Origin of the sequence: Sorangium sp. So ce1504 (genome assembly GCF_051521635.1) — a bacterium.
GTDB classification, from domain to species: Bacteria; Myxococcota_A; Polyangia; order Polyangiales; family Polyangiaceae; genus Sorangium; species Sorangium cellulosum_B.
In genome coordinates this window covers 4,035,528-4,058,150 of sequence record NZ_CP150365.1, presented here as the reverse complement: position 1 = coordinate 4,058,150, position 22,623 = coordinate 4,035,528, and the positions used below count along the sequence as shown (strand labels likewise).

The window sequence follows — 22,623 nt, the reverse complement described above, 5'->3', positions numbered from 1 at the left end:
CGCCTGAAAGCCCCCTTCTCGGGATGGGGTCGCCGGTGGAGCAGGAAGCAGGAGAGAGGGGCAGAGAGGGGCTGACTGCGCGCTACGCCCCGGCGGCTCGCGCGGCCTCGGGCGCGAACGGCAGCGAGAAGCGGAATGTCGTCGCGCCGCCAGGGCTGCTCTCGACGGAGATGGTGCCCCCGTGGGCCTCGACGAGGCCCTTCGTGATGTAGAGGCCGAGACCGACGCCGCGGACGCTGCGCGGATCGACCTCGGGCGCGCGCGAGAAGCGCTTGAACAGGTACGGGAGCGACGTCTCCGGGATACCACCGCCCCAGTTGGTCACCGCGATGTGCGCGCTGGCCCGCTCTGCGCTGACCGTGACCGCGATGTCGCCCTCCGGTCGACCGTACTTGGCCGCGTTGGAGAGCAGGTTGGTGACGATCTGCTCCAGCCGCCCGGGGTCCGCCAGGACGGCGGGCACATCGCCCTTCACCTCCAGCCGCAGGGCGTGGCCCGCGGTCACCTCGGCCGACTTCTCGAGGATCTCGCCGAGCTGCGCGCGCAGATTGACCGGCGAACGATCCAGCGTGAGCTGCCGCGCCTCGATCCGCGAGGCGTCGAGGAGGTCGTCGATCATGCGGCGCAGCCGCTCGATGGACGAGGTGATCCTGGCGAGCTGCTTCTGGCCGTCCGCGGCGGGCTGCTCGACGGCCGCGCGACCCAGGAGCTGGCTCGCGGTCGCGATGACCTGGATGGGCTGGCGGAGATCGTGCGCGATGACGCCGATCCACTCCTGACGCTGCCGCTCCATCTCCTTGAGCGCCGAGATGTCCTGAAAGACGGCGACGGCGCCCTGGAGCTCACCGTCGTCCGAGCGCACCGGCGCGGCGTTGACCAGCACCGGGACGAGGCCCCGGTCGGGGCGCCGCAAGAGCCCTTCGGCGCCCGTCACGACGTCGCCGCGCTCGAGGGCCCGGATCAGCGGGCGCTCGTCCCAGACGAGGGGCTCTCCCGCCGGCGTCCTGTGCTCGAAGCACAGCCGGTTGCCCCAGGGATCGGGATCGCGCACGCCGCTCGACGCGTACTGGAGCGCGAGCTTGTTGCAGCTGATGAGCCGCCCCTTGGCGTCGACCAGGATCGCCGCTTCAGGCAGCTGCTCGACGACCGCCTCGAGCCGCTTTCGCTCGTTCGCCTCGGCCCGGTACAGCCGCGCGGTCTCGAGGACGCCGCAGGTCCGGTCGACGAGCAGGTCCGCGACCCGCTCGTCGTCCTCGGTGAACGGCGGGCGGCCGGGGCGCTTGCCGAGGTACAGGTTGCCCACGCTCCGGCCGTGAAACCTGATCGGAACGCCCAGGAATGCCTCGATCGGGTGGTGGTGCGGCGGCAGGCCGATATAGGCGGGGTGCGCGCGCACGTCGGCGAGCCGGAGCGTGCGGCCCTCGCGGACCACCGCGCCGAGGACGCCCACGGGCCGCGGGATCGCGCCGATCTGCGCGATCCGCTCCGCGGGGACGCCGCTCGGGACCCAGGCGTCGAACGGCCGCTGGCTGTCCTCTCCGATGCCGAGCGCCGCGTAATCGGCGCCCACGATCTCCTTCGCGTGCCGCGTCAAGACCTCCAGCACGGAGCGCACCCCCGACTCGGAGCGCGGCAGGCTCGCCAGCGCCTCCGAGGCCGCCGCGCTCGCGGCGCCGATCGCCTCGATCTGCGAGCGGAGGCGCCGCTCCGCCTCGTGCGCGCTCGCGACCTCGGCCTCCATCGCCTTGCGGCGCCCGATGTCGCGGCAGATCGTCGAGACGCCGGTGACGCGGCCCGATGCGTCGACGATCGACGACACCGTGACCTCGATATGGATGCTCTGCCCGCGCTTGGTCCGGCACACGGCCTCGAAGCGCTCGACGCGCTCGCCGCGGCGCAGGCGCGCGAGGACGGCCTCCGCCTCGCCGGCACGCTCGTGCGGGTACAGGACGGGCAGCTTCGTCCCGATCACCTCGCCGGCGTCGTAGCCGTAAAGGCGCTCCGCCGCCGGGTTCCAGCTCAGGATGGTCCCGTCGAGGGAGGTGCCGATCACGGCGTCATCCGAGGCCTGCGCGACGGTCGCGAGGAAGGCGCGCGCCTCCTCGGCGCGCTGCCGCGCCTCGTCGAGGAGGTTCATGCGCGCCGCGCTGACCCAGAGCATGGCCCCGAGCAGGAGCGTCGTGATGGCGGAGGCGAACGCGAACGACGCCGCGATGGGGTAAACTCCGAGATCCGCGCCCACCAGGAAGACACGGCCGATCACGAGCGGAATGAGGATGATGTAGGGCAGGAGGCGCCGCAGCAGGATGCCTCCGGGCCCCTTGGCCGTCAGCGTGGAGAGCGTCATGCAATCGGGCCGCGCCATGAGAAGCCCGGAGGAGAGGGCGACAAGGGCGAGCGCGGAGTGGAGCGCCATGCCCGTGAACGGCAAGAGCGGCGGCAGCCCGTAGAAGTAGCCGACGCCGAACACATAACCGGTCAGCGCGGTCATCGCGAACGCCGCGGCGAGGAGCGCGCTCCACTCCAGGAGCAGGCACGCTCGCCGCGTCTTCAGTGGCAGCGAGAGGAGCGAAAGGCCGATCAGGAAGCAGCAGAGCGCGGTGTTCGGCGAGGGCCTGCCGGGGAACTTGCTCGGGAAATCCACGTGCCCCGCGGGCAGCAGGCGATCGATGCCGAGATCCCACGCGAAGACGTACTGCAGGAGGACCGCGAGACCGAGCGCGACGACGACGGCGGCGCACGCCTGTCCCAGCCAGCGGACCGGGGCCGGGCGCTCTCGCACGCCCAGCGCCCAGAGCGACGCCCCCGACAGGACGAAGGCGACCGCGGTGTTGGGCACCATGCTCGGCAGGCCGTCCGCGATGGAGATGAGGGGGGTCGACCCGATCCACCAGCCGAGCAGGGCGACGCACCCAAGGACGAGCGAGCAGGTTGCCGCGACGGCGACACCGCGTCGCGCGCCGCTCGAAGGCACCATCGCCCCGTCTCCCATCGGGTCCTCCCGGCCAGAGCATAGTGCCGGGCTACCGGGACGGCGCGGCTCGACCTGCGCAATTCAGACGCGCAAACCGGACGGCGCACGCGCTGTCCGACGCAGATGGATCAGGCGCTCCGGGCCTGCGCCGACCTCATCCGCCGTGCCGGACGGAGCGCGCAGCGGCGCTCGGCTCCGACGCACGAGCTCTGGCGGCGATGCCCTCGCGCGGATCGCGCGAGGGCGCGCGCGAGCGCTCAGCGCTGCTTCGTCCCGAAGACCGCCGCGTCGACGGAGAGCCTCCCCGGGCCGACGAGGAGGAGCGCAACCGAGATGGCGAGGTAGACCGCCGCCGTCTCGTAGGCGGGTCCGCCCATCGCGAAGAACGGATCGCCGCGCGACACGTGCATCAAGACCGCGACGACCATGGTGGCGGCGAGGCCCAGCGACGCGACCGGCGTCAGGAGGCCGAGGATCCAGGCAAGGCCGCCCCCGAACTCCGAGAGCGCGGCCAGCCCTTGCAAGAACCCCGGAACGGGCGCGGTGGGCCCCATCCAGCTGAAGGGGGCCTGGATCTTCCCCCAGCCGTGAAACATGAACGCGACGCCGATAACGACGCGCAGCGCGAGCAGCCCGACCGAGGCCGAGAACGGCACGTCGGTTACCCGCAGGAATCTCTTGAGCATCGGGATCACTCCTCTCGGCCTCGGTAGTAAGGAGGAACGCCCGGGACATCAAGCGCGTACGAGAGGACCGGAGCCGCCGGCCCGAGGCGCCGCGCCCCCGCGGCCCGGGCACGGCGCGCCGGCCCGCGCCTCACGCGCTGGTCTGGGCCTCCAGGTCGTGGCGGTGCGCGGCGGCCGCGCGCTCGTCGCGGAGGGCCTCGAGGCACCGCCGCTTGATCGCCGCGAACTCGCCGGAGCCCACGATCGCCGCGGTCCTCGGCCTCCCGAACGGCACCGCGATCTCCGCGCCGACGCAGCAGGGGCGGCGGGTCATGAGGGCGATGCGGTCGGACAGGAAGATGGCCTCGTCGATGTCGTGCGTGACGAACAGCACCGTCGTGCGCACCTGGCGGAAGACGTCGAGCAAGAGCTCCTGCATCGAGAGCCTGGTCTGGGCGTCCAGCGCGCTGAACGGCTCGTCCATCAGCACGACGCGCGGCTCCGTGATCAGCACGCGCGCGATCTCCACGCGCTGCTGCATGCCGCCGGAGAGCTGCGCCGGATAGGCGTCCTCGAACCCCGACAGCCCGACCAGCGAGAGCAGGCGCCGGGACGCCTCCCGGCGCTCGCGCTCGGGGACGCCGCGCACCTTGAGGCCGAAGCCGACGTTGTTCAGCACGGTCTTCCAGGGGAGCAGCGAGCTCTGCTGGAAGACCATGCCGCGCGCCGGCCCCGGCCCCTCGACCCGCTCGCCGCCGACGACGATGCTGCCGCGCTCCGGCGCCACGTACCCGGCGACGGCGTTCAGGATCGTCGACTTCCCGCACCCGGACGGGCCGAGGAGGCTCACCAGCTCGCCGCCCTCGACGCGGAGGTCGAGGTCGCGCACCGCCTCGACGCGGCGGGCGCCCGTCCCGAGGGCCACGGACAGGCCGCGGATCTCCACGGCGCCCCCCGGGCTCTCCCGGCGCGCCGCGCGGTTCGCGTCGAGCGTCATCGGCCCTTCTCCTGGGGCTCTTGCCACGGGGTGAGCCACGCGCCGGCCCGCAGGACGAGCGCGCTGCTGACCATGCCGAGCAGGCCGATGAGCAGCATGCCGAGGACGATGTCCGGATAACGCTGCAAGTTGTACGACTCCCAGGTGAAGTAGCCGATGCCGTACTGCCCCCCGATCATCTCGGCGGTCACGAGGCAGAACCAGGACGTCCCCATGCCGATGCTCATCCCCGTGACGATGCTCGGCAGCGCGCCCGGCAGGACCACCTCGAGGAACAGGCGGAGCGGGCGCGCGCCCAGGCTGCGGGAGCTCGCGATGAGCCGCGGATCGAGGGCGCCCACGCCGTGGATCGTCGCGATCAGGATCGGGAACAGCGCGCCCATGTACGTGATGAAGATCATGCTCAGCTCGGCCGACGGGAACATCAGGATCGCGAGCGGGAGCCAGGCGACGCCGGGGATGGGGCGCAGGATCTCGAGCGGCGGCAGCAGGGTGTCCTCGGCGAGCCGCGACCTGCCGATGAGGAGCCCGAGCACGACCCCCGTGGCGCCCGCGGCGGCGAACCCCGCGAGGACGCGGAACACGCTGTTCCCGAGGTGCTGCCACAGCTTCGGCGAGGCGAAGAGCTCCCGCGCCGCGGCGAGGACGTCGGTCGGCGCAGGCACGTTGAGGAACGTGACGACGCCGAGATCCGCGCGGGTCATCGACGCCCACTGCCAGAGGCCGACGCACGCCGCCACGGACACGGCGCGCACGGAGGCGCGGCGGAGGTCGCGGCGCGTCGTCGCCGGCGCGGGGGACGACGCGCCCCGCCGGGCCGCGCTCGCCGGGGCGGGCGCGAAGGCCGCGCCCCCGGCGAGCTCCGCCCCGGCCGGCGCGCTGCGCTCGGAGATCATCGTCATGGCGCCGCCGCCGTGAGCTTCGCGCGCTCGGCCCGCAGGGTCGCGAAGTCGACGACCGCCGCGCCGTTCTCCGCGGCCCACCGCTCCGCGTCCTCCTTCGCCAGGAACGCCGACAGGCCGCCGTCCGGGCGCCTCGCGTACCACGCGCGATCGGCCAGGAGCTTCACCCCGCTCGCGCGATCGTGCACGAACACCGCGCGGATCTCCTTGCCCTCGGTCGTCAGCTGCCCGAGCGCGGCGAGCGCCGTGCCCGGGCTGGCGTACGCGCGCACCTTCGGCTCGCCCGCGACCCAGATCTGCGCGACGAGCGTCGGCTCGGCGATCGGCTCCCCGGACAGCGCGTCCTTCCCGGACAGCGGGAGCTTCGCGTAGCTCGCGAGCCGCGCCTCGTAGTCGAGCCCGAGCTCCGCCGCCGCGCGCCGGATGTACCGGTCGTCCACGAACGTGCCGACATCGAGGGTCGTGTCCGTGCGCTTGAGCAGCGTGAGCGTGTCGACCGCCACCTGGAGGGCGCGGCGGACCTCGGGCTTGATCGTGAAGTCCCGCGTCTGGATGCCGAGCGGACCGTGGAACATGTAGGCGACCTCGGCGTCCACCCCGGTCACCTTCTCGATGAGCTCGCTGTGCTTCTCGGGCTCCTCCGCGAACAGGCGGTCGGCCTCGAGCGCCGCCTTGAGGAAGGCCACGACGATCTCCGGGTATTTCTCCGCGTACGCCTCGCGCACCAGCACGCCGTGCGCCGTCGGCACCTTCACGCCGGAGCCGTCGTAGATCTTCCGGGCGAAGCCGCGGAAGGGGAAGAGCTCAGCGAACGGGACGAAATCCGCGTGCGCGTCGATCTTGTTCGCCTTGAGCGACGAGCCGCCCACCTCCGGCGACTGCGAGACGAGCGTCACGTCCCTGTCCGGGTCCCAGCCGAGATCGCGGATCGCCCGGAGCAGCATGCCGTGGGCCGACGACCCGAACGGCACCGAGATCTGCTTGCCCTTGAGGTCCTTCAGGCCCTGGGCCGGGGAGTCGCTCGGCACGACGATCCCGTTGCCGCTCCCCAGCGCGCTGCCGGAGAGCGTGGCGATGAAGCGGCTGCGGCTCCCCTGCTTCTGGAACGCCACGCCGTTCAGAACGCCGGGGAAGTCGGCCATCGCGCCGATATCGAGCTTCTCGGCCACCATCTCGGTCGTCAGCGGCGGCCCCGAGGTGAAGTCCTTCCACTCGATCTCGTAGGTGACGTCCTTGTACTTGCCGTCCCTCGGCAGGTGCTTCTCGAGCAGCTTGAGCTCCCGGATGAGCAGCCCGCCGGTGGCGCAATTGATGGTCGTGTCCTGCGTCCCGATCGCGATCCGGATCGTCTGCTTCGCCTCGGGCTTGCACGACAGCCCGGCGACGACCGCCGCGAGGAAGCTGAGGAAGGCGAGCGCGCGGAGTGCCCTGGTCATCGGTTCAATCCCTCGCAAAGGTCTCATGTCGTTCGTTGCCTCGTCCGATTCCCGTCCGGATGGCCTCGAGCGCGCGCCCCGCCGCCTTCCGCACCTCGACGTCGGCGTCGCCGAGCAGCCGGCGGAGCGGCGCCTCCGCGGCCGCCGCCTCGATCTCGCCGAGCGCCTGCGCGGCCGCCTTGCGCAGATCCGCGAGATCGCTCCCGAGCAGCCCGACGAGGTCCTCCGTGGCCGAGGCGGCCCGGAGCCGCCCGAGCGCGAGCGCCGCCTCCTTCCGGACCTGCCAGGCGCCGTCGTCGAGCGCGCTCCGGAGGTGCGGCGCCGCGAGGCCGTGCGCCGAGCGGCCGAGCACGATGGCGGCCTCGACCCGCACCCGCCAGTCCGGATCGGAGAGCAGCCCCACGAGGTCCTGGACGAGCGCGGTATTACCCCGCGCGCCGAACGACTCGAGCGCGCCGATCGCCACCTGCCGCACCCGCGCGTCGGGATCGCGCAGGCTCGGGCGGAGCGCCGGCGCGGACTCGGGCCGCCGCAGGTAGGCCAGGGCGAGGACCGCCTCGCGCCGCACCTCGGGATCCGGGTCGCCGAGCGCCCCTTCGAGGGGCGCGAGCGCCCGCGGGTCGCGGATCTCGCGGAGCGCCACGATCACCGAGGTGCGGACGAACGGGCTCGTGTGCCACAGCGCGTCGATGAGGTGCGTGGCGGCGTCTGCCCCGCGGATCTCGCGGAGCGCCGTGGCGGCCGCCTCCCGCACGCGGGCGTCCTCGTCGTCGAGCGCCCCGACGACGGCGGGCACCGCGCGGGCGTCGCCGAGATCCTCGAGGTGCCCGAGCGCGAGCGCCCGCACCGTCGGATCCTCGTCGCGGACGGCCGCGATCAGGGGGTGGAAGATCTCCGGATCCGAGAGATCCTCTATCTGCGTCAGCGCCAGCTGGCGCGCGCCGGGGTCGGGATCCCCGAGGATACCCTCGAGATCCTGCGCGAGCGAAGGCTGTGTCATGTCGTCTCTGCCGTGGGGTCGTTATCGGATGAGAAAGGGGATCTTCACGGTGATGGCCTCTTTGGGGCAATCGATCTCGCACGCGAGGCAATACCAGCACTCGTCGTAGGCCATTCGGGCCTTCTTCGTCTCGGGATCGATCGCGAGGCAATCGACCGGGCACGAGTCGATGCAGATGCGGCAGCCCTTGATGCACGACGCCTCGTCGATGACGACAGGCAGATCGAGCCGCACGGCGGCCTCGGCGTGGCCCACGGACCTGGCGCTCTGCGCCTTGACGGATTCGCGGTTGAGCAGGTGACCCATCGCTTGATTGACCTCGTGTTCTCGCGTTCTCGCTCGCTCGTCAGGCCGACGCGCGCTGCTCCTCGGCCGGGATGCGCAGCCGGTGGTAGGCCGCGCGCTCGCCGTCGTTGATCGGGAAGAGATAAGGCTCCACCGGCCTCTTGAAGGCGACCATCTCGCCGCGCTCGTCCTTCTTCAGGTGCACGTGCGTGAACCAGCTTCGGTCGTCCATCTCGGGGTAATCGAGCCGGTAGTGGTAGAGGCCCCAGCGGCTCTCGGTCCGGTACAGCGACGCGCGCGCCGCCATCTCCGCGCAGTCGCGGATGAAATGGCACTCCATCACCCGCATGAGCTCGTGGGGGCTCTCCGCGGTGACCTCCTCGAGCTCCTCCTTCGCCCGCAGGAAGTACTCGAGCCCGAGCGTCATCTTGTTCCCCGTCTTGGGCGGCTGGAGATAATCGTTCACCAGGCGCCGCACCTTGTATTCGTACTGGTGCGGCGCCACCCCGCTCCGCCGCGAGAGGGGGGCGAGGATGCGCTCCCGCTCGGCGTCGACCGCGGCGGCGAGCGGCTCGACCGCGGGCGCGCGCTCGAGGTAATCGAGCGCGCTCTGGGCGCAGATCTTCCCGTAGGTGAGCGCGCCGAGCAGGTAGTTGTGCGGCACGCACGCCATGTCGCCGGCGGCGTAGAGCCCGGGCACCGTGGTCTCGCCCTTCTCGTTGACCCAGACCCCCGACGCGCTGTGCCCGCTGCACAGGCCGATCTCGGAGATGTGCATCTCGACGAGATCGCTCGCGTAGCTGTGCCCCCTCCCCTCGTGGAAGCGCCCGCGGCTCGGGCGCTCCGTCTGGTGCAGGACCCGCTCGACCTCGGTGATCGTCTCCGGGGCGAGGTGGGTGAGCTTCAGGTACACGGGGCCGTTCGCGGAGTGGAGTTCCCGGTAGAACTCGAGCATCATCTGCCCGCTCCAGTAATCGCTCTCGATGAAGCGGTGCCCCCGCGCGTTGACCGTGTGCCCGCCGAGCGGGCCTGTCACGTACGCGCACGCCGGACCGTTGTAGTCCTTGATGAGCGGGTTCACCTGGAAGCACTCGATGCCCGAGAGCTCGGCGCCCGCGTGGTACGCCATCGAGTAGCCGTCTCCCGCGTTGGACGGGTTCTCGTACGTCCCGTGGAGGTAGCCCGACGCCGGCAGCCCGAGCCGCCCCGAGGCGCCGCAGCACAGGATGACCGCCCTCGCCTTGATGATCTCGAGTTGTCCTTCCCGGGTGTCGAAGCCGATCACCCCGGCGACGTGCCCGTCGGTCACGAGGATCCGCGTCGCCATCACGCGGTTGACGACCTTCACGCCGGCGCGCTTGACCATGCGCGTCAGGATCTTCTTGAGATCGTAGCCCTCGGGCATCGGGAGGACGTAGCTCCCGTTGTGGTGGACCTTCTTGACGTCGAAATCGCCCGATCGCGTCTTCTGGAACTTCACGCCCCAGGAGTCGAGCTCCTGGATCATCGCGAAGCTGTTGCGCGCATATTCATAGACGGCGCGCTGGTTCACGATGCCGTCGTTGGCCACCGTGATCTCCTTCACGTACTGCTCCGGCGTCGCGTGCCCTGGGATGATGGCGTTGTTCAGCCCATCCATGCCTATCGCGATGGCGCCGCTCCGCTTGATATGCGCCTTCTCGAGGAGGACGACCCTCCCCCGGGGCAACCGCTGTTGCGCCTCCACCGCTGCAGTGGAGCCTGCGCTGCCGCCGCCCACGACGACGACGTCCGCCTCTGTCACGCGAATGTCCATTACAAGCCCTCAAGGTTTCAGGCGCGCACACACGACGACCCCACCGCCTCTCGGCCCAATGGGCCAACGGCCAGCGGCCGGGGTCGGACGCCCGGCGTCTCTCATCACAGACGCGACATCCGTTTTAACAGACGGCCTGTGCTTCGGCAATCGCTTTGTTGCTGCTGGCGCAGCACCGGCCGGGTGTCGGGCGCCGTGGGAGGGCGCCTTGCAAGCGACACGTCAGGGCCGGGGTCTGGCGGCGCCGCCATCGCGGATGTGCGGCGCGCGGGCAGGCTCACCACCGCCGGGGATCCCCGAGCCACCCAGAAAGATTCGCCTTTCCACCCTGGTTGTCTCCCCGGAGACGCGGGCGGGACGCTACGATGCGGGTCAACCCGTAGTCCTCCCATGGATCGGGGGAACCGAGCGCGGACCTCGTTCATCACCGGTCACCCGATTCACCGCGCTCGGCGCCTCCCAGCCAGGGCGCCCGCGCGCCGCTTCGCTGCATGGCCAAGCACCCGTCCCAGCTCGCCGACCTAGAGATCCAGCGCCGCCTCGGCGCTGGCGGCATGGCGGAGGTCTTCCTCGCCAAGAAGCGGGGCGCCGAGGGGACATACAAGCTCCTCGTCGTCAAGCGCATCCTCCCCGCGCACGGGGCCTCGCGGCGCTTCCGCGCGATGTTCGTGGAGGAGGCCCACCTCGCCACGCGCCTGAACCACCCGAACATCGTCCAGGTCTACGAGTTCTCCGACCACGGCGAGGACGGGCTGCTCCTCTCGATGGAGTACGTCGAGGGCTTCGACCTCGGCAAGCTGATGCGGGCCGCCCAGCAGAAGGAGTCGCGGATCCCGCCGCTCGTGTCGGCGTTCATCGTCTCCGAGGCGGCGAAGGGGCTGCACTACGCCCACGAGCGCAAGGACGAGGGCGGCATGCCGCTCGCCATCGTCCACCGCGACGTCTCGCCGCAGAACATCCTGCTCTCGCTCGAGGGCGTCGTGAAGATCGCCGACTTCGGCATCGCCAGCGCCAACCTCTTCCGCGAGGAGCCCGGCGTGCTGAAGGGCAAGTTCGGGTACATGTCGCCCGAGCAGGCGCGCGGCGAGCGCGTCGACCGGCGCAGCGACATCTACGCCCTCGGCGTCGTGCTCTACGAGCTGCTCGCCATGCGCTCGCCGTACGGCAAGCTCGACGACGAGGCGCTGCTCCAGGCCGTGAAGGAGGGCCGCTTCGACCCGCCGTCGTCGCACGCGCGCGACATCCCCGCGGAGCTCGAGGCGATCGTGATGCGCGCCATGGAGCGCGAGCCCGAGGCCCGCTTCCAGACCGCGCGCGACCTGGCCGGGGCGGTCGCGCGCGCGCTGCTCGCGAGGCAGGAGCTCGTCGACAACGCCTCGGTCGAGCAGACCGTGGCCCACCTGCTCGGCCGCGACCGCGCGGAGGAGGCGCGCGAGGGCGCCGCGCGCCGCATGGAGGGCGCGGAGGGCGCGGAGGAGCAGCCCGAAGACGACGGCTCCGTGGCGCAGCCGCAGACGCTCGCGGCGGTGCCGGCCGCGCGCACCGGAGGCGACGCCGAGGGCACGGGCGCGCCGCGCGCCGTGCGCGAGGTGCGCCACGTCGCCGTGGTCACGCTGCGCATCGAGGGCGTCGACGCGCTGCTCGGGGCGCAGGGCCGGCTCGCCGGCAAGCGCAGCGGGCGCTCGATCCGCACGACCCTCGACGCGATCGCCTTCAAGCATGGGGCGATCTGGTCGTGGGAGTCGCACGCGAGCGCGCGCGCGGTGGTCGGGCTGCTCGCGAACCCCTCGCGCGCCGCCGCCGACGCCGCCTCGCTGGCGGTCGACGTGCACGAGGCGCTCGCGGGCGCGTCGGAGGACCTGCCCGTCGAGCTCCGCGCCGCGATCGGCATCGTCCGCGGCATCGCGTACGGCGAGCGCGACGAGCAGGGGCACCTCATCAACCACGCGCTCAAGGAGCCCGCGAACTTCCTCGCCGAGCGCATCGGCAGCCGCACCCCGTTCGGCAAGACGTGGGTCGCGGGCGGCGTCTACCGCCTCGTCCGCCGCGACTTCCGCTGGGGCGACGCGCCCTCGCTCGACCTCGACGACGCCCGCGGCTACCCGGTCCCGCACCAGATGCGGCTCTACGCGCTGCAGCGGCCGCTCACGCGCGAGGAGCGGATGGCGGAGATCGCGCTCTCGCCGAACGACCTCGTGGGGCGCGACGCGGAGCGGGCCGACCTGCACGCGGCCTACCACCGGGCGATCTCGCCGCCCGTGAAGGGCAACGTCGAGCCGCCCGCGCGCTTCGGCGAGAGCGAGCCGCCGGGGAGCCGGCAGAGCAGGCCCCCGAGCATCTCGAGCAGGCCCTCGAGCCCGCCGGTCGGCGCGCTCCGCGGCCAGTCCGTGGCGCGCGTCATCGTCGGCGAGATGGGCATCGGCAAGAGCGCGCTCATCTCCACGTTCCTCTCGGAGCTCCCCGGCGACGCGCGCGTGCTCCACGTCGAGTGCTCGCCCGTGAAGAGCGAGCTGCCGCTCGCCACGGTCTGCGACGTGCTCCGCGACGTCACCGGGATGGGGCTCGACCACGCGATCGACGACGCCTCCCACGTGATCCGCGCCCTGCTCGGGCCCATCGCCCGCTCGCCGCTCGGCGCGCGCATCGTCACGCGGCTCGCCGAGCTCGTCACCGGCAAGCAGCTCGAGCACCCCGAGGAGGAAGCGGCCGCCTACGGCCGCGACGTGGTCGTGCGGGGCGTGAAGTACCTGCTCGGCTCGCTGGCGCGCCACCAGCCGCTCGTCGTCGTCATCGACGGCCTCCAGTGGGCCGACCGGCCGAGCCTGGAGCTGCTCTCGGAGCTCCTGAAGCAGCGCGCGGAGCGGCTCCCGGTGCTCGTGCTGCTCCTCACGCGCCCCGAGGAGCGCGTGACCCCGTTCATCGAGGGGCTCGTGCGGATCGAGCTCCGCGGGCTCAGCGCCGAGGAGCAGATGCGCCTCGTCGAGGCCCGCCTCGGCGTGCGCGACGGGGTGGCGGCCGTCTGCGGCGAGCTCGTGCCGCGCGTCGCCGGCAACCCGTTCTTCCTGCTCGAGATGATCGACGCGCTCCTCGAGCGGGGCACGCTGGAGATCGTCGAGCACCCGGGCGGGCGGCACGAGCTCGTGCGCCACGACCGGACGGGGGATCGCGGCGAGCCGCTGCCCTCGACGCTGGAGCAGCTCATCGGCGACCGCCTGCGCGAGCTGCCGCCGGCGGAGCACGACGTCGTGAACTGGCTGGCGGTCGCGGGGGGGCCGCTGCTCAAGGACGACATCCTGAACCTGACGCGGCTCGCCGACGACGAGGCGGTGACGCGCCTCTGCGCCCGCGGCCTGTGCGATCGCCGCGCCGGGGCGGTGGACTTCCGGCACCCGCTCGTGCGCGACGTGGCCTACCTCGCGCTCGACGGCGCGAGCCGCGTGCGCATGCACCGGCGGCTCGGCGAGCACCTCTCGACGACGCCGCTCTCGCAGGGGCTCTCGGCGGCGATCGTGGCGCAGCACCTCGCGCGGGGCGAGGCGCCCGGGCCGGCGGCGGAGCTCTACCTCGACGCCGCGCGGGCCGCGCGCGCGGGGCACCAGGCGCAGCTGTCGCGGCGGTACTACGAGCGCGCGCTGTCGCTCCTGCCGACCGGCGACACGCGGCGGATGATCGCGCACGAGGCGCTGGAGGCGATCTTCCGCCACCTCGGCCGCCGCCGCGACCGGCGGCGGCACCTCGCGGCGCTGCGCCAGCTCGCGAAGGAGAGCGGCCACGCCCGCTGGGCGGCGCTCGCCCTCGTGCGCACCGCGCGGTTCGACCTCGACGACGGCTACCTCGCCCGCGGCCTGCCGGTGGCGCAGCGCGCGGCCGAGATCGCGCGCATCGCGCGCCGCCCCGCGCTCGAGGTCGAGGCGCTCACGATCCTGTCGGAGGTGCTGCGCGAGCTCGGCGACATCCAGGGCGCGATCAGCGCGGCGGATCGCGCGCTCCGGGTGACGCAGGCGGGCGGGCTGACGCCGCGGGCGCGCGCGGAGGTGCTGCGCACCAAGGGGGTGCTCCTGCGCCGGGTCGGCCGCGTGCAGGAGGCGGTGGAGGCCTACGCCGAGGCGATCGCGGTGTTCCGCGCGGTGGGGGCGCGCCGCAGCGAGGCGCGCGCGAAGAACTCGCTCGCGGTGGCGATGTTCGTGCTCGAGCGCTTCGAGGACGCGATCGCGGTCGGGCTCTCGTCGATCTCCATCGATCTCGCGATCGGCGGCCGGTTCCAGATCGCCAAAACGTTGAGCAACATCGGCCACGCCTACGCGAAGCTCGGGGACGTACCGCGGAGCCTGGCGTACATGAAGCGGGCGCGCGAGGCCCACGAGCGCTATGACGATCAGGATGCGCGCGCCGACACGCTCCTCTGCTCGGCAGGGATCCTCCTCGAGGCGGGCGACGTCGACGCCGCGCACACGCTCTGCGCCGATGCGGGCGCGCTCATCGCGGTGACCGGCAGCGTCTACGACATGATCCACGAGCGCAACGTCCGCGGCCTGCTGGCCAGGGCGCGAGGCGATATCCAGGGCGCGATCGCGAACGCCTCCGAGGCGCGGCAGCTCGCCGAGTCGCAGGGGCTGATGAGCTACCACGCCCACGCGACGGCGATCGAGGCGGCGTCGCGGGTGGACGCGGGGGAGGTCCACTCCGGGGTGCTGCTCGCGCGGACGGCGCTCGGCGCTGTCGAGGCGGGCAGCTCGGAGTACGGCATCGAGGTGCGCGACCTCTGCTGCGAGGCGCTGCAGAAGGGCGCGCCGGCGAGCTCGACGGACGCGTACCACCGCGCGGCGGCGCACGTGCGGAGGGTGGCGGGCTACATCCGCGACGCGCGGCTCAGGGCGCTGTTCCTGGAGCGCACCGTGGTGCGGCGGGTCCTCGCCGCGGAGGCGGACGGACCGGCGGCGGCGCACGACCCGCTCCGCCGCGGGGAGATGGCATGACGGGAACGGGCGCGAGGACCGGGGCGAAGCCGCGGCGCAAGGTGGCGGTGATCCTCTCGGGCGGAGGCGCGCGGGGCGCGTACGAGGTCGGCGTGCTGTCGTACGTCCTCGACGCGTTCGCCCGCCTCCGCGGGGCGCCGCCGCGCATCGACATCCTGTGCGGGACGTCGGTGGGCGCGGTGAACGCGTGTTACCTCGCGGCGCACCTCGACGATCCGACGCTGGGGGTGCGGCGCCTCGTCAACCTGTGGACGCAGCTGAAGCTGGAGACGGTGCTCGGCTTCGGGGTCCGGCAGGCGATCTCGATGCCGAAGCTGCTGTTCGGGGGCGGGTCGGAGGGGGTGGGCCTGTTCGATGTCTCGCCGATGCAGCGGCTCGTCGAGCGGGAGATCCCGTGGCGCGCGATCGCGCGGACGCTGCGTCACGGCTACCTCTCGGCGGTGAGCGTGTCGGCGACGGAGATCGGGACGGGCCGCACGGTGATCTTCATGCAGACGGGCCCGGACGGGGCGCTGCCGACGACGGCGCCGCCGCGGACGATCATCCGGGGGGCGCTGATAGGCCCGCAGCACGCGCTCGCGTCCGCGGCGATCCCGATCCTGTTCCCGCCGGTGCGGATCGGCCGCGATCTGTACATGGACGGGGGCGTGCGGCAGAACACGCCGATCGCGCCGGCGCTCCGGCTGGGCGCGACGCACGTCCTGGCGATCGGGCTGTCGCGCGAGGTGCGGAGCATCGACGCGGGGGACAGCGGCAAGCCGCCGGGGATGGCGCTCGTGCTCGGCAAGGTGCTGAACGCGTTCCTGCTCGACCACATCCAGACCGATTTCGAGGTGCTGATGCGGGTGAACCACATGATCGAGGACGGGGAGCAGGCGTTCGGCCCGGATTTCCTGCAATCGATCAACGGAGCGGCGGCGCTGCGCGGGGCGCTGCCGTACCGGCGGGTGGAGACGCTGGTGGTGCGGCCGAGCGCGGATCTCGGGCGCCTGGCGGCGGAGCACGTGAGGGCGGGCAAGCTGCAGGGCGGCCCGGCGATGATGCGGAGGCTGCTCTCGCTGGTGGACGTCGGCGCGGAGAACGACGCGGATCTCGCGAGCTACCTGCTGTTCGACGGCTCGTTCACGCGGAAGCTGATCGAGCTGGGGCGCGCGGACGCGGAGGCGAGGCGGCACGACGTCGCGGACTTCTTCGGGAGCGCGGCGGAGGAGGCGGAGCCCCGGCTGTCGGACAGCGCGGAGTGGTCGATCCCGCCGCCGGTGGGGCCGGGGAGATCCGTGTAGCGCCGCGGCGGCGGAGGTCGTTCGGTCGCGCTCAGGGCCCCAAGCGCGACCCCCTCCCCCAGCGTTCACCAACGTGAACGTGGTCGTGGTCGTGGTCGTCGACGACACGTCAACGTTCCGCCGGTACCTTGATCGACGATTGACGGGACGAGACGTTCACGTTCACGACTGAGCCGTTAACGACCACGACCACGACCACGACCACGTTCACGACCACGTTCACGACCACGACCGCAGGGGTGGCTGCTGGGGGCTGGCTTGGGGCCCTGAACGCGCATGGTTAACACCTATGCCACGGGGGCCTACCGCGGCTGCCGTGGATGGGGAATCAAGGAGGACCTTCGGCGACGTGGGCCCAGGACGCGGACAGTCAGCGCGCGTCGCGGCCCCGGCGGCCCCCTCAACGGTCCGGACCCATTGTGACCCCCTGGCGACGCCCCTCCCAGCGGACTCGATCCGTTGCGCCCCCCTGGCGACGGTAGTGCTCAACTTTGAGCCCGAGTGCTCAAAATAGCCTGATTCGCGTGGCGAACCTCGATCTCGGTCCGTAGCGTTCGGCGCAAGGAAGTGCTGCCCGCGGGTGTCGCAAGCACCCCGGGCAGCGTGGCCGAACCCCGCGACACGAGGTCCGACAGATGCAACTTGTACTCCCGCTGCCCCCTGGCGGCCAAGGCGGAGGTGCGCCCAAGCGCCGCCGCCGAGCCGCCCCGAGCATCTCCCTCACCCCGACCCAGCGCATGCGGCTGCGTGCCGCGCTGCGCCACCTTCGCGCCGCGTACGGCTCGTGGCCATGCCTCGCCGCGGTGATGGGCGTGTCCGTCAACTGCATCGAGGGCATCGCCAACGGGCGCGACAACGGCTCGATCACGACCGCGCAGCGTGCCGCCAGGGCGGCCGGCGTTTCCGTGGAGCAGCTCCTGGGCGGCCTTGTCGTCGCCGACACCGACCGCTGCCCTGCGTGCGGTGCCCGGCGGGGTGACCCATGAAGCCCCGGCGGAAGGGGGCCGGACGCCCGCCTGCCGCACGACATCCCCGGAAGAAGCCGACGATGGAGGCGATCCTTGCGGAGCGCGGCATCGTCCTGGCGACGCTCGCTGGCATCCCGAAGCGCGACCGCCGCGACGTGGAGGCCGAGGTGTTGCTCAACGCCTGGAACGCCGTCCGTCGGGGGCTCTACAGACCTGACCCTCGGGACAAGCCACGCGACGCGCTGAGGAAGTGGCTCCACGGGATCGCGTGGCGCCTCGCCTCGCACTACGTTCACAGCGCGTACGTGCGCCGCGCCGTGATTCATCCGAGCCCCCTCGGGTTGCTCCGCGAGCCCGTCGGCGTCGACATGCACGCCCAGATCGAGGCGCGCGAGGTGCTGGACGCCATGACCGAGCTCCCGGACTGGCAGCGGGAGGCGCTTCTCTCCGTGGACGACCCCGAGAGCCTCGTCGCGTACGCCAAGCGGCGCCGGATGAACCCGAGCACGGCGGCGTCCAGGCTCCGCATCGCCCGCGAAGCGCTCGCCTTGAAGCTGCGGAGGTGGCGCCGATGAGCGGCCCCGGCTTCAAGAAGCGCGTGCTGAGCGACGACGACCTCTCCCTCATCGCCAGCGAGATCCCCGCCCTGGCCGACTTCCGCGGCGTGCGCCCCTGGAGCCGCGACAAGCTCTGGACCGACGTGCTCGACGCGGTCATCGACGCCAGGACCAAGAACGAGCGCGCAGCCGCCCAGCAGGCACTCGGCGCGATCCAGGCGCTCGACGCCATCGACCGCCTTTTCGTGCAGCACGACAGGTAGGCGGACCACTTCGCGCCGGATGCCGTCGCGACATCCGCGGCAGCGTGCTTGGCATGCCTGTGGAAAACTTGTTCAAAAGATGTTCGTTGCCTGTGCGTAAGTCCGGCTCCGGATGTTTCGTTCAGAAATCACCAGTTCAAACCGTTTCGACCTTGATCCTTCCAGGACGCTCTCGTACACCTCCTCGTACCGCTGAGGTCGTCCATGGGCAGGCGCGAGCAGATCATCCAGGTCGGGGCCAAGATTCAGTCGCTGCGAAGCGAACTGGCCAGGCTGGAGTACGAGCTCGATCTCCTGCTGGAGGCGGACGACGGCCCTGTGTCGCCCAGGCAGGTCCATGATCCCGCCGTGGTCGCAGCGCACGAGGCGGAAGCTAGCGCGGCCCAACGAATTGTCGGTCTGCTCGACGAGTTTTCGGACAGGGAATTCGGCGTCCTGGAGATTGCCAGGCTGCTCCAACTGGAGAACGTGCAGTCGGCTCGCTCCGCTCTTGCGAGACTTGCTCGCGCAGGCAAAATCTCGAAATCTGCTACCCGCGGTCGCTATCGCTCAGCATCGCATCTCCGCATCGCGGAAGAGGTCGACTACGCTGAGGACGACGAGGACGAACTTGGCAAGCTCGAAGGAGCCTCGCACGAGGGGCTAAACGGGGCGCCTTACGCACCGGAGGACGTAGCGGACGAGTAGCCACCCCAAATAGACTTCGGGCCGAAAGGAACGTTCCCGCGTTCCCAACGACCCGGGCCGGTCTCAACAACCGGCTTGCGCAGCACCAACCGGCCCCATGCGGGGAAGGTCAGCGGCACGCCACAACCGCCACCTTACCCGCTTGAAGGGTGCCGCGCAAGCCCCTTTTGGCGACCTTCGCGTCGCAGCGGGGATAGGTGTGCCATGCGATCAAGCGATCGCGTCTATAGAGCGTGAACGGGCGCCGGCGGTAGACACGGCCACGTGTACCGGCAAGCCCACGCACTGCGTCTTGGCGAGCAGGTCCCGCCTCGACGTACCGTGTTCACGTTTTCACAAGGAGGCCGTCATGGCCGTTGAAGAGCCCCGCCCGGGCTACAGGTTTGTGTATGTGGCGAGCTACTGGCACTATGGGCTGAAGCGTCGCGTGTACGCTTCAGAGTTTGGCTACCAGGCTATCCGGCTGGAGGTGAGGATCGACGGTCCCCGCCGCCAGCCGCCTGACCGGCAGCTGAACGCTCCCCGCGCCACCGCCGCCGCGCCGGCCCCGAGGCGGAGAACCAGCAAGACGCCGCGCCGGTAACATCGACGCGCGGCCGCACACCCGGCTGCCCCGTGGGGCCGGGTGTGCGTTTATCCAACGAGGATTCGACCATGTCTGTGCTTCTGATTTCGTACGACCTCAATTCGCCAGGGCAAAGCTACCAAAAGCTGGTCGAATACATTAAGAAATTCCCGTCATGGGCAAAGCTTGGACAGTCTGCCTATGCCGTCCTCACGTCGGAAACGCCAGCATCGGTTAGCGCCGCTATCGCCAGCATTGTAGACAAGAACGACACCTATTACGTGATCACGCTCGCGCGTCAGTATAGCGGATTTGGTCCCCCGGACGTAAACAACTGGCTCGAGAGCAACCTTCCCTACTGAGATCTCGCATTGGGTGGGTCGATCCCTTCAGGAACTGGGGCGCTGTATACTTGGACGCCCTGTCCAACGCAGTGATGCTGCGCGCATAGCGCGAAATCTATCTCGATCTCTTCTTCGCAAGGAACCCTGATAACCAATCCAGGAACCTTGTCGATGCGATTGATTGTGATTCTCACGACGTGTCCGCTCCTCCACCACAGGATGGTCGGAGTGCCTTGGCGCGCTCCGACCATCCGAACCCTTTATCGAACTGCCCCGTAGCGACGGGGACCTGTCTCGCGCGACATCTCCTAGTATGTGCTGCCGCCGATCGACAAACAAGCGGGATCACTCGTTTTCGTCGAACAGGCTCAACTGCCTCATCGGCCTAGGCTTCGGCGCTGGGGGCGGCTCCGGAGCGGGCGTAGGCGCCACAGGCGCAGCCGGCGCGGCACCGACCAGCCGCAGGAACCCGCGCCCGTTCGGCAGCGCCCGCATTGGCGCTGTAGGCGTCCCTGCGGGCGGCTCCGGCAGCTTCAACGCCTTCGGTTGCGGCGGCTCCGTGGGCGCCTCCGCGAGCGCCGCCGCGACGAGCTCGTCGATGCTCCAGATGTGGTCGGTCAGCCCGGCCTCCATGGCGGGCGTGACGCGCAGGGCCTCGTGCGGGCGACAGAAGTTGTAGAACGCCATGTGCAGCGCGACCGCTGCCTTGTGGTGCGGCAGGCGCTTGGAGAAGCCGTTGCAGAGCCGCGTGAACCGGCGGATGTGCATGCGGATCGTGAGGTTCTGCCGCTCGATGTGGCTCGTGCTGGCGCGCTTCATGTCGGGCACGCCGAAGACGGGCGTCTTGGTGATGAACGGATCGCGCGGCGGCTCGTAGCGGTGGTCGTCGTCCTTGCGGCCCTTGCGGCGGTAGTTCTTCACCACCTGGGCGTAGTCGACCGAGCCGGCGAACGACGACCCGACCGCGGCGACGTAGGGCGCCCACCCGTCGCTGTAGAGCTGCGGGACCGTCACCAGCCGCGCCCGCAGATCCTTGATGAACGCGGCGGTGTTCGTCTCGTCGCGCTTCCCCACGCGGTAGGCGATCACGAGCTTCGACGCGCTCGCCATGCCGACGAACACGTACGCCTCGCCGACCTCGGGCGAGTCTCCCGGCTGGACGCGTGCCTGCTTCTTCTGCACGTAGCTCCAGATCTCGTCGACCTGGACCGTCACGCAGTCGACGTCACGCACGAGCCGGTTGTGCAGCCGCTCGCAGCCTTCCCCCATCCGGAGCAGCAGCGACAGGATCGCCGGTTGGCTGACCTCTGTGAGCCGCGACGTGGGCCGGATGCCCGCCCCCTCGACGAGATGCGACACGACCTCGACGCGCTTCGCCATCGGCAGCACGTGTGCCATGCAGGGCCTTGCCTCTCCCCAAGCGGGGGCCCATGCTGCACGTGCGTCGTGCGCAGGGCGGGCCTACCGCTCGGCGTTCCGCAGCCCTGTCTCCGGGGACCAGCCGGGGGCAGGGCGCTTTGCTAAGTACCCTGCAAGATAGCACCGAAAGCCTATGTTTCCCGGCGTTTCGGGCCCGATGGGACAGCGCATGTCCTAGCCGGCGTGCGCGTTTACAGCCTGTTTGACGGCGTTTTCGCGTCGTCGGTCGCCAGCGCCAACGGGCAGCGCGGCGCGCGTGGCGGGGCTGCGAGGCGGGACGGCAGGGCGTGGGGCGGATGAGGGCGGAGGCCGGGCCGATGGCGCGGCTCAGGCATCGGGTCCGGCGTCAAGGTGACCGAGTGACCATTGCTCAAAATTGAGCACTACCCTGGCGACGCCCCTCCCAGCGGACTCGATCCGTTGCGCCCCCCCTGGCGACGGTAGTGCGGCCTTTTGCCTTTGGGTGCAGCACTTTGACTCCGGCCCCGTGCTGACGGGCTAAGTTCGGCCGGAAGTAGTGCAGCCCGCGTCGGCGCCAACCGACCGGGCTGCGTGGCCGAACCCCGTTCCACCCGGAGTCCGACAGTGCAGCTATACCTGATCCCACCCGACGGTGGGCAAGGCGGAGGTGCGCCCAAGCGCCGCCGCCGAACCGCCCCCAGCGTTTCCCTTACCCCGACCCAGCGCATGCGGCTTCGTGCCGCGCTGCGCCACCTTCGCGCCGCGTACGGCTCGTGGCGATGCCTCGCCGCGGTGATGGGCGTGTCCGTCGACTGCATCGAGGGCATCGCCAACGGGCGCGACAACGGCTCGATCGCGACCGCACAGCGCGCCGCCAAGGCGGCCGGCGTCACCGTCGAGCAGCTCCTCGGCGGGCTCGCTGCGGCGGCCGACCGCTGCCCCACGTGCGGCGCTCGGCGGGGTGACCCATGAGCCGCCCGCGGAAGGGGGCAGGACGCCCGCCTGCCGCGCGACACCCCAGGAAGAAGCCGACGATGGAGGCGATCCTTGCCGAGCGCGGCATCGTCCTGGCGACGCTCGCCGGCATCCCGAAGCGCGACCGCCGCGACGTGGAGGCCGAGGTGTTGCTCAACGCCTGGAACGCCGTCCGCCGTGGGATGTACCGGCCGGACCCTCGGGACAAGCCGCGCGACGCGCTGAGGAAGTGGCTCCACGGCATCGCGTGGCGCCTCGCCTCGCACTACGTCAACAGCGCGTGGGCACGCCGTGCCGTGATTCATCCGAGCCCCCTGGGGTTGCTGCACGAGCCCGTCGGCATCGACATGCACGCCCAGATCGAGGCGCGTGAGGTGCTGGACGCCATGGCCAGCCTGCCGGGCTGGCAGGTCGACGCGTTGCTCTCCGTGGACGACCCGGAGAGCCTTGCCGCCTACGCCCGACGCCGCCGCATGAACCCGCACACGGCAGCGTCCAGGCTCCGCATCGCGCGGGAAGCGCTGGCGCTGAGGCTCAAGCGCTGGCGGCGGTAGCCCGTCCCTCGCCGTCC

18 protein-coding genes are annotated in these 22,623 nt (G+C 71.2%); 9 read left to right on the top strand and 9 right to left on the bottom strand.

Annotated elements, in window-relative coordinates; genetic code table 11:
* Positions 1–82 precede the first annotated feature (82 nt).
* From WMF39_RS15385 to WMF39_RS15350, 8 genes are all read right to left on the bottom strand, one after another.
* Complete coding sequence (locus WMF39_RS15385) at positions 83–2,992, bottom strand: PAS domain S-box protein (protein WP_437746263.1); 2,910 nt, start codon at positions 2,990–2,992, stop codon at positions 83–85.
* Between the two features lie 239 nt (positions 2,993–3,231).
* Positions 3,232–3,660 (bottom strand): DoxX family protein, encoded by a 429-nt coding sequence (locus WMF39_RS15380; protein WP_437746262.1) that lies wholly within the window; start codon positions 3,658–3,660, stop codon positions 3,232–3,234.
* A gap of 130 nt (positions 3,661–3,790) precedes the next feature.
* The gene (locus tag WMF39_RS15375) at positions 3,791–4,636 is read right to left on the bottom strand and encodes an ABC transporter ATP-binding protein (RefSeq protein ID WP_437746261.1); all 846 of its coding nucleotides are present in this window, start codon (positions 4,634–4,636) and stop codon (positions 3,791–3,793) included.
* Complete coding sequence (locus WMF39_RS15370; protein ID WP_437747979.1) at positions 4,633–5,532, bottom strand: ABC transporter permease; 900 nt, start codon at positions 5,530–5,532, stop codon at positions 4,633–4,635. Before WMF39_RS15370 ends, WMF39_RS15375 begins: the two co-directional genes overlap by 4 nt.
* Before the next feature lie 2 nt (positions 5,533–5,534).
* Positions 5,535–6,974 carry an ABC transporter substrate-binding protein gene (locus WMF39_RS15365; RefSeq protein ID WP_437746260.1) on the bottom strand — a complete coding sequence of 480 codons (1,440 nt, stop codon included), beginning with the start codon at positions 6,972–6,974 and terminating at the stop codon, positions 5,535–5,537.
* A gap of 4 nt (positions 6,975–6,978) precedes the next feature.
* The gene (locus WMF39_RS15360) at positions 6,979–7,974 is read right to left on the bottom strand and encodes a HEAT repeat domain-containing protein (RefSeq protein ID WP_437746259.1); all 996 of its coding nucleotides are present in this window, start codon (positions 7,972–7,974) and stop codon (positions 6,979–6,981) included.
* A 21-nt stretch (positions 7,975–7,995) separates the two neighbouring features.
* On the bottom strand, positions 7,996–8,280 hold the full coding sequence (locus WMF39_RS15355) for a 4Fe-4S dicluster domain-containing protein (protein WP_012235387.1): 285 nt from the start codon (positions 8,278–8,280) through the stop codon (positions 7,996–7,998).
* A 40-nt stretch (positions 8,281–8,320) separates the two neighbouring features.
* A complete protein-coding gene (locus WMF39_RS15350) occupies positions 8,321–10,054 on the bottom strand; it encodes a fumarate reductase/succinate dehydrogenase flavoprotein subunit (RefSeq protein ID WP_437746258.1) in 1,734 nt (577 codons plus the stop codon).
* A 491-nt stretch (positions 10,055–10,545) separates the two neighbouring features.
* Here WMF39_RS15350 and WMF39_RS15345 point away from each other — a divergent pair, with 491 nt between their 5' ends.
* The 7 genes from WMF39_RS15345 (at position 10,546) to WMF39_RS15315 (ending at position 19,715) form a co-directional block, all read left to right on the top strand.
* The gene (locus WMF39_RS15345) at positions 10,546–15,030 is read left to right on the top strand and encodes a serine/threonine-protein kinase (RefSeq protein ID WP_437746257.1); all 4,485 of its coding nucleotides are present in this window, start codon (positions 10,546–10,548) and stop codon (positions 15,028–15,030) included.
* Positions 15,027–16,313 carry a patatin-like phospholipase family protein gene (locus WMF39_RS15340; RefSeq protein ID WP_437746256.1) on the top strand — a complete coding sequence of 429 codons (1,287 nt, stop codon included), beginning with the start codon at positions 15,027–15,029 and terminating at the stop codon, positions 16,311–16,313. Before WMF39_RS15345 ends, WMF39_RS15340 begins: the two co-directional genes overlap by 4 nt.
* Before the next feature lie 635 nt (positions 16,314–16,948).
* Entirely contained in the window at positions 16,949–17,299 is a 351-nt protein-coding gene (locus WMF39_RS15335; RefSeq protein WP_437746255.1) for a transcriptional regulator, read from the top strand.
* Positions 17,296–17,856 carry an RNA polymerase sigma factor gene (locus WMF39_RS15330; RefSeq protein ID WP_437746254.1) on the top strand — a complete coding sequence of 187 codons (561 nt, stop codon included), beginning with the start codon at positions 17,296–17,298 and terminating at the stop codon, positions 17,854–17,856. Before WMF39_RS15335 ends, WMF39_RS15330 begins: the two co-directional genes overlap by 4 nt.
* Positions 17,853–18,101 carry a hypothetical protein gene (locus WMF39_RS15325; RefSeq protein ID WP_437746253.1) on the top strand — a complete coding sequence of 83 codons (249 nt, stop codon included), beginning with the start codon at positions 17,853–17,855 and terminating at the stop codon, positions 18,099–18,101. Before WMF39_RS15330 ends, WMF39_RS15325 begins: the two co-directional genes overlap by 4 nt.
* Positions 18,102–18,305: 204 nt before the next feature.
* Positions 18,306–18,788, top strand: a complete 483-nt coding sequence (locus WMF39_RS15320) for a hypothetical protein (RefSeq protein ID WP_437746252.1) — start codon at positions 18,306–18,308, stop codon at positions 18,786–18,788.
* Between the two features lie 654 nt (positions 18,789–19,442).
* The gene (locus WMF39_RS15315; protein ID WP_437746251.1) at positions 19,443–19,715 is read left to right on the top strand and encodes a hypothetical protein; all 273 of its coding nucleotides are present in this window, start codon (positions 19,443–19,445) and stop codon (positions 19,713–19,715) included.
* Positions 19,716–20,042: 327 nt separating this feature from the next.
* Here the strand turns inward: WMF39_RS15315 and WMF39_RS15310 are convergent, their stop codons facing one another.
* Positions 20,043–21,095 carry an IS1 family transposase gene (locus WMF39_RS15310; protein WP_437746250.1) on the bottom strand — a complete coding sequence of 351 codons (1,053 nt, stop codon included), beginning with the start codon at positions 21,093–21,095 and terminating at the stop codon, positions 20,043–20,045.
* Between the two features lie 708 nt (positions 21,096–21,803).
* On the opposite strand from WMF39_RS15310, the gene WMF39_RS15305 reads away from it, so the two are divergent.
* On the top strand, positions 21,804–22,049 hold the full coding sequence (locus WMF39_RS15305) for a transcriptional regulator (protein ID WP_437746249.1): 246 nt from the start codon (positions 21,804–21,806) through the stop codon (positions 22,047–22,049).
* Complete coding sequence (locus tag WMF39_RS15300; RefSeq protein ID WP_437746248.1) at positions 22,046–22,606, top strand: sigma-70 family RNA polymerase sigma factor; 561 nt, start codon at positions 22,046–22,048, stop codon at positions 22,604–22,606. The genes WMF39_RS15305 and WMF39_RS15300 overlap by 4 nt, the downstream gene beginning before the upstream one ends.
* Positions 22,607–22,623: the final 17 nt, after the last annotated feature.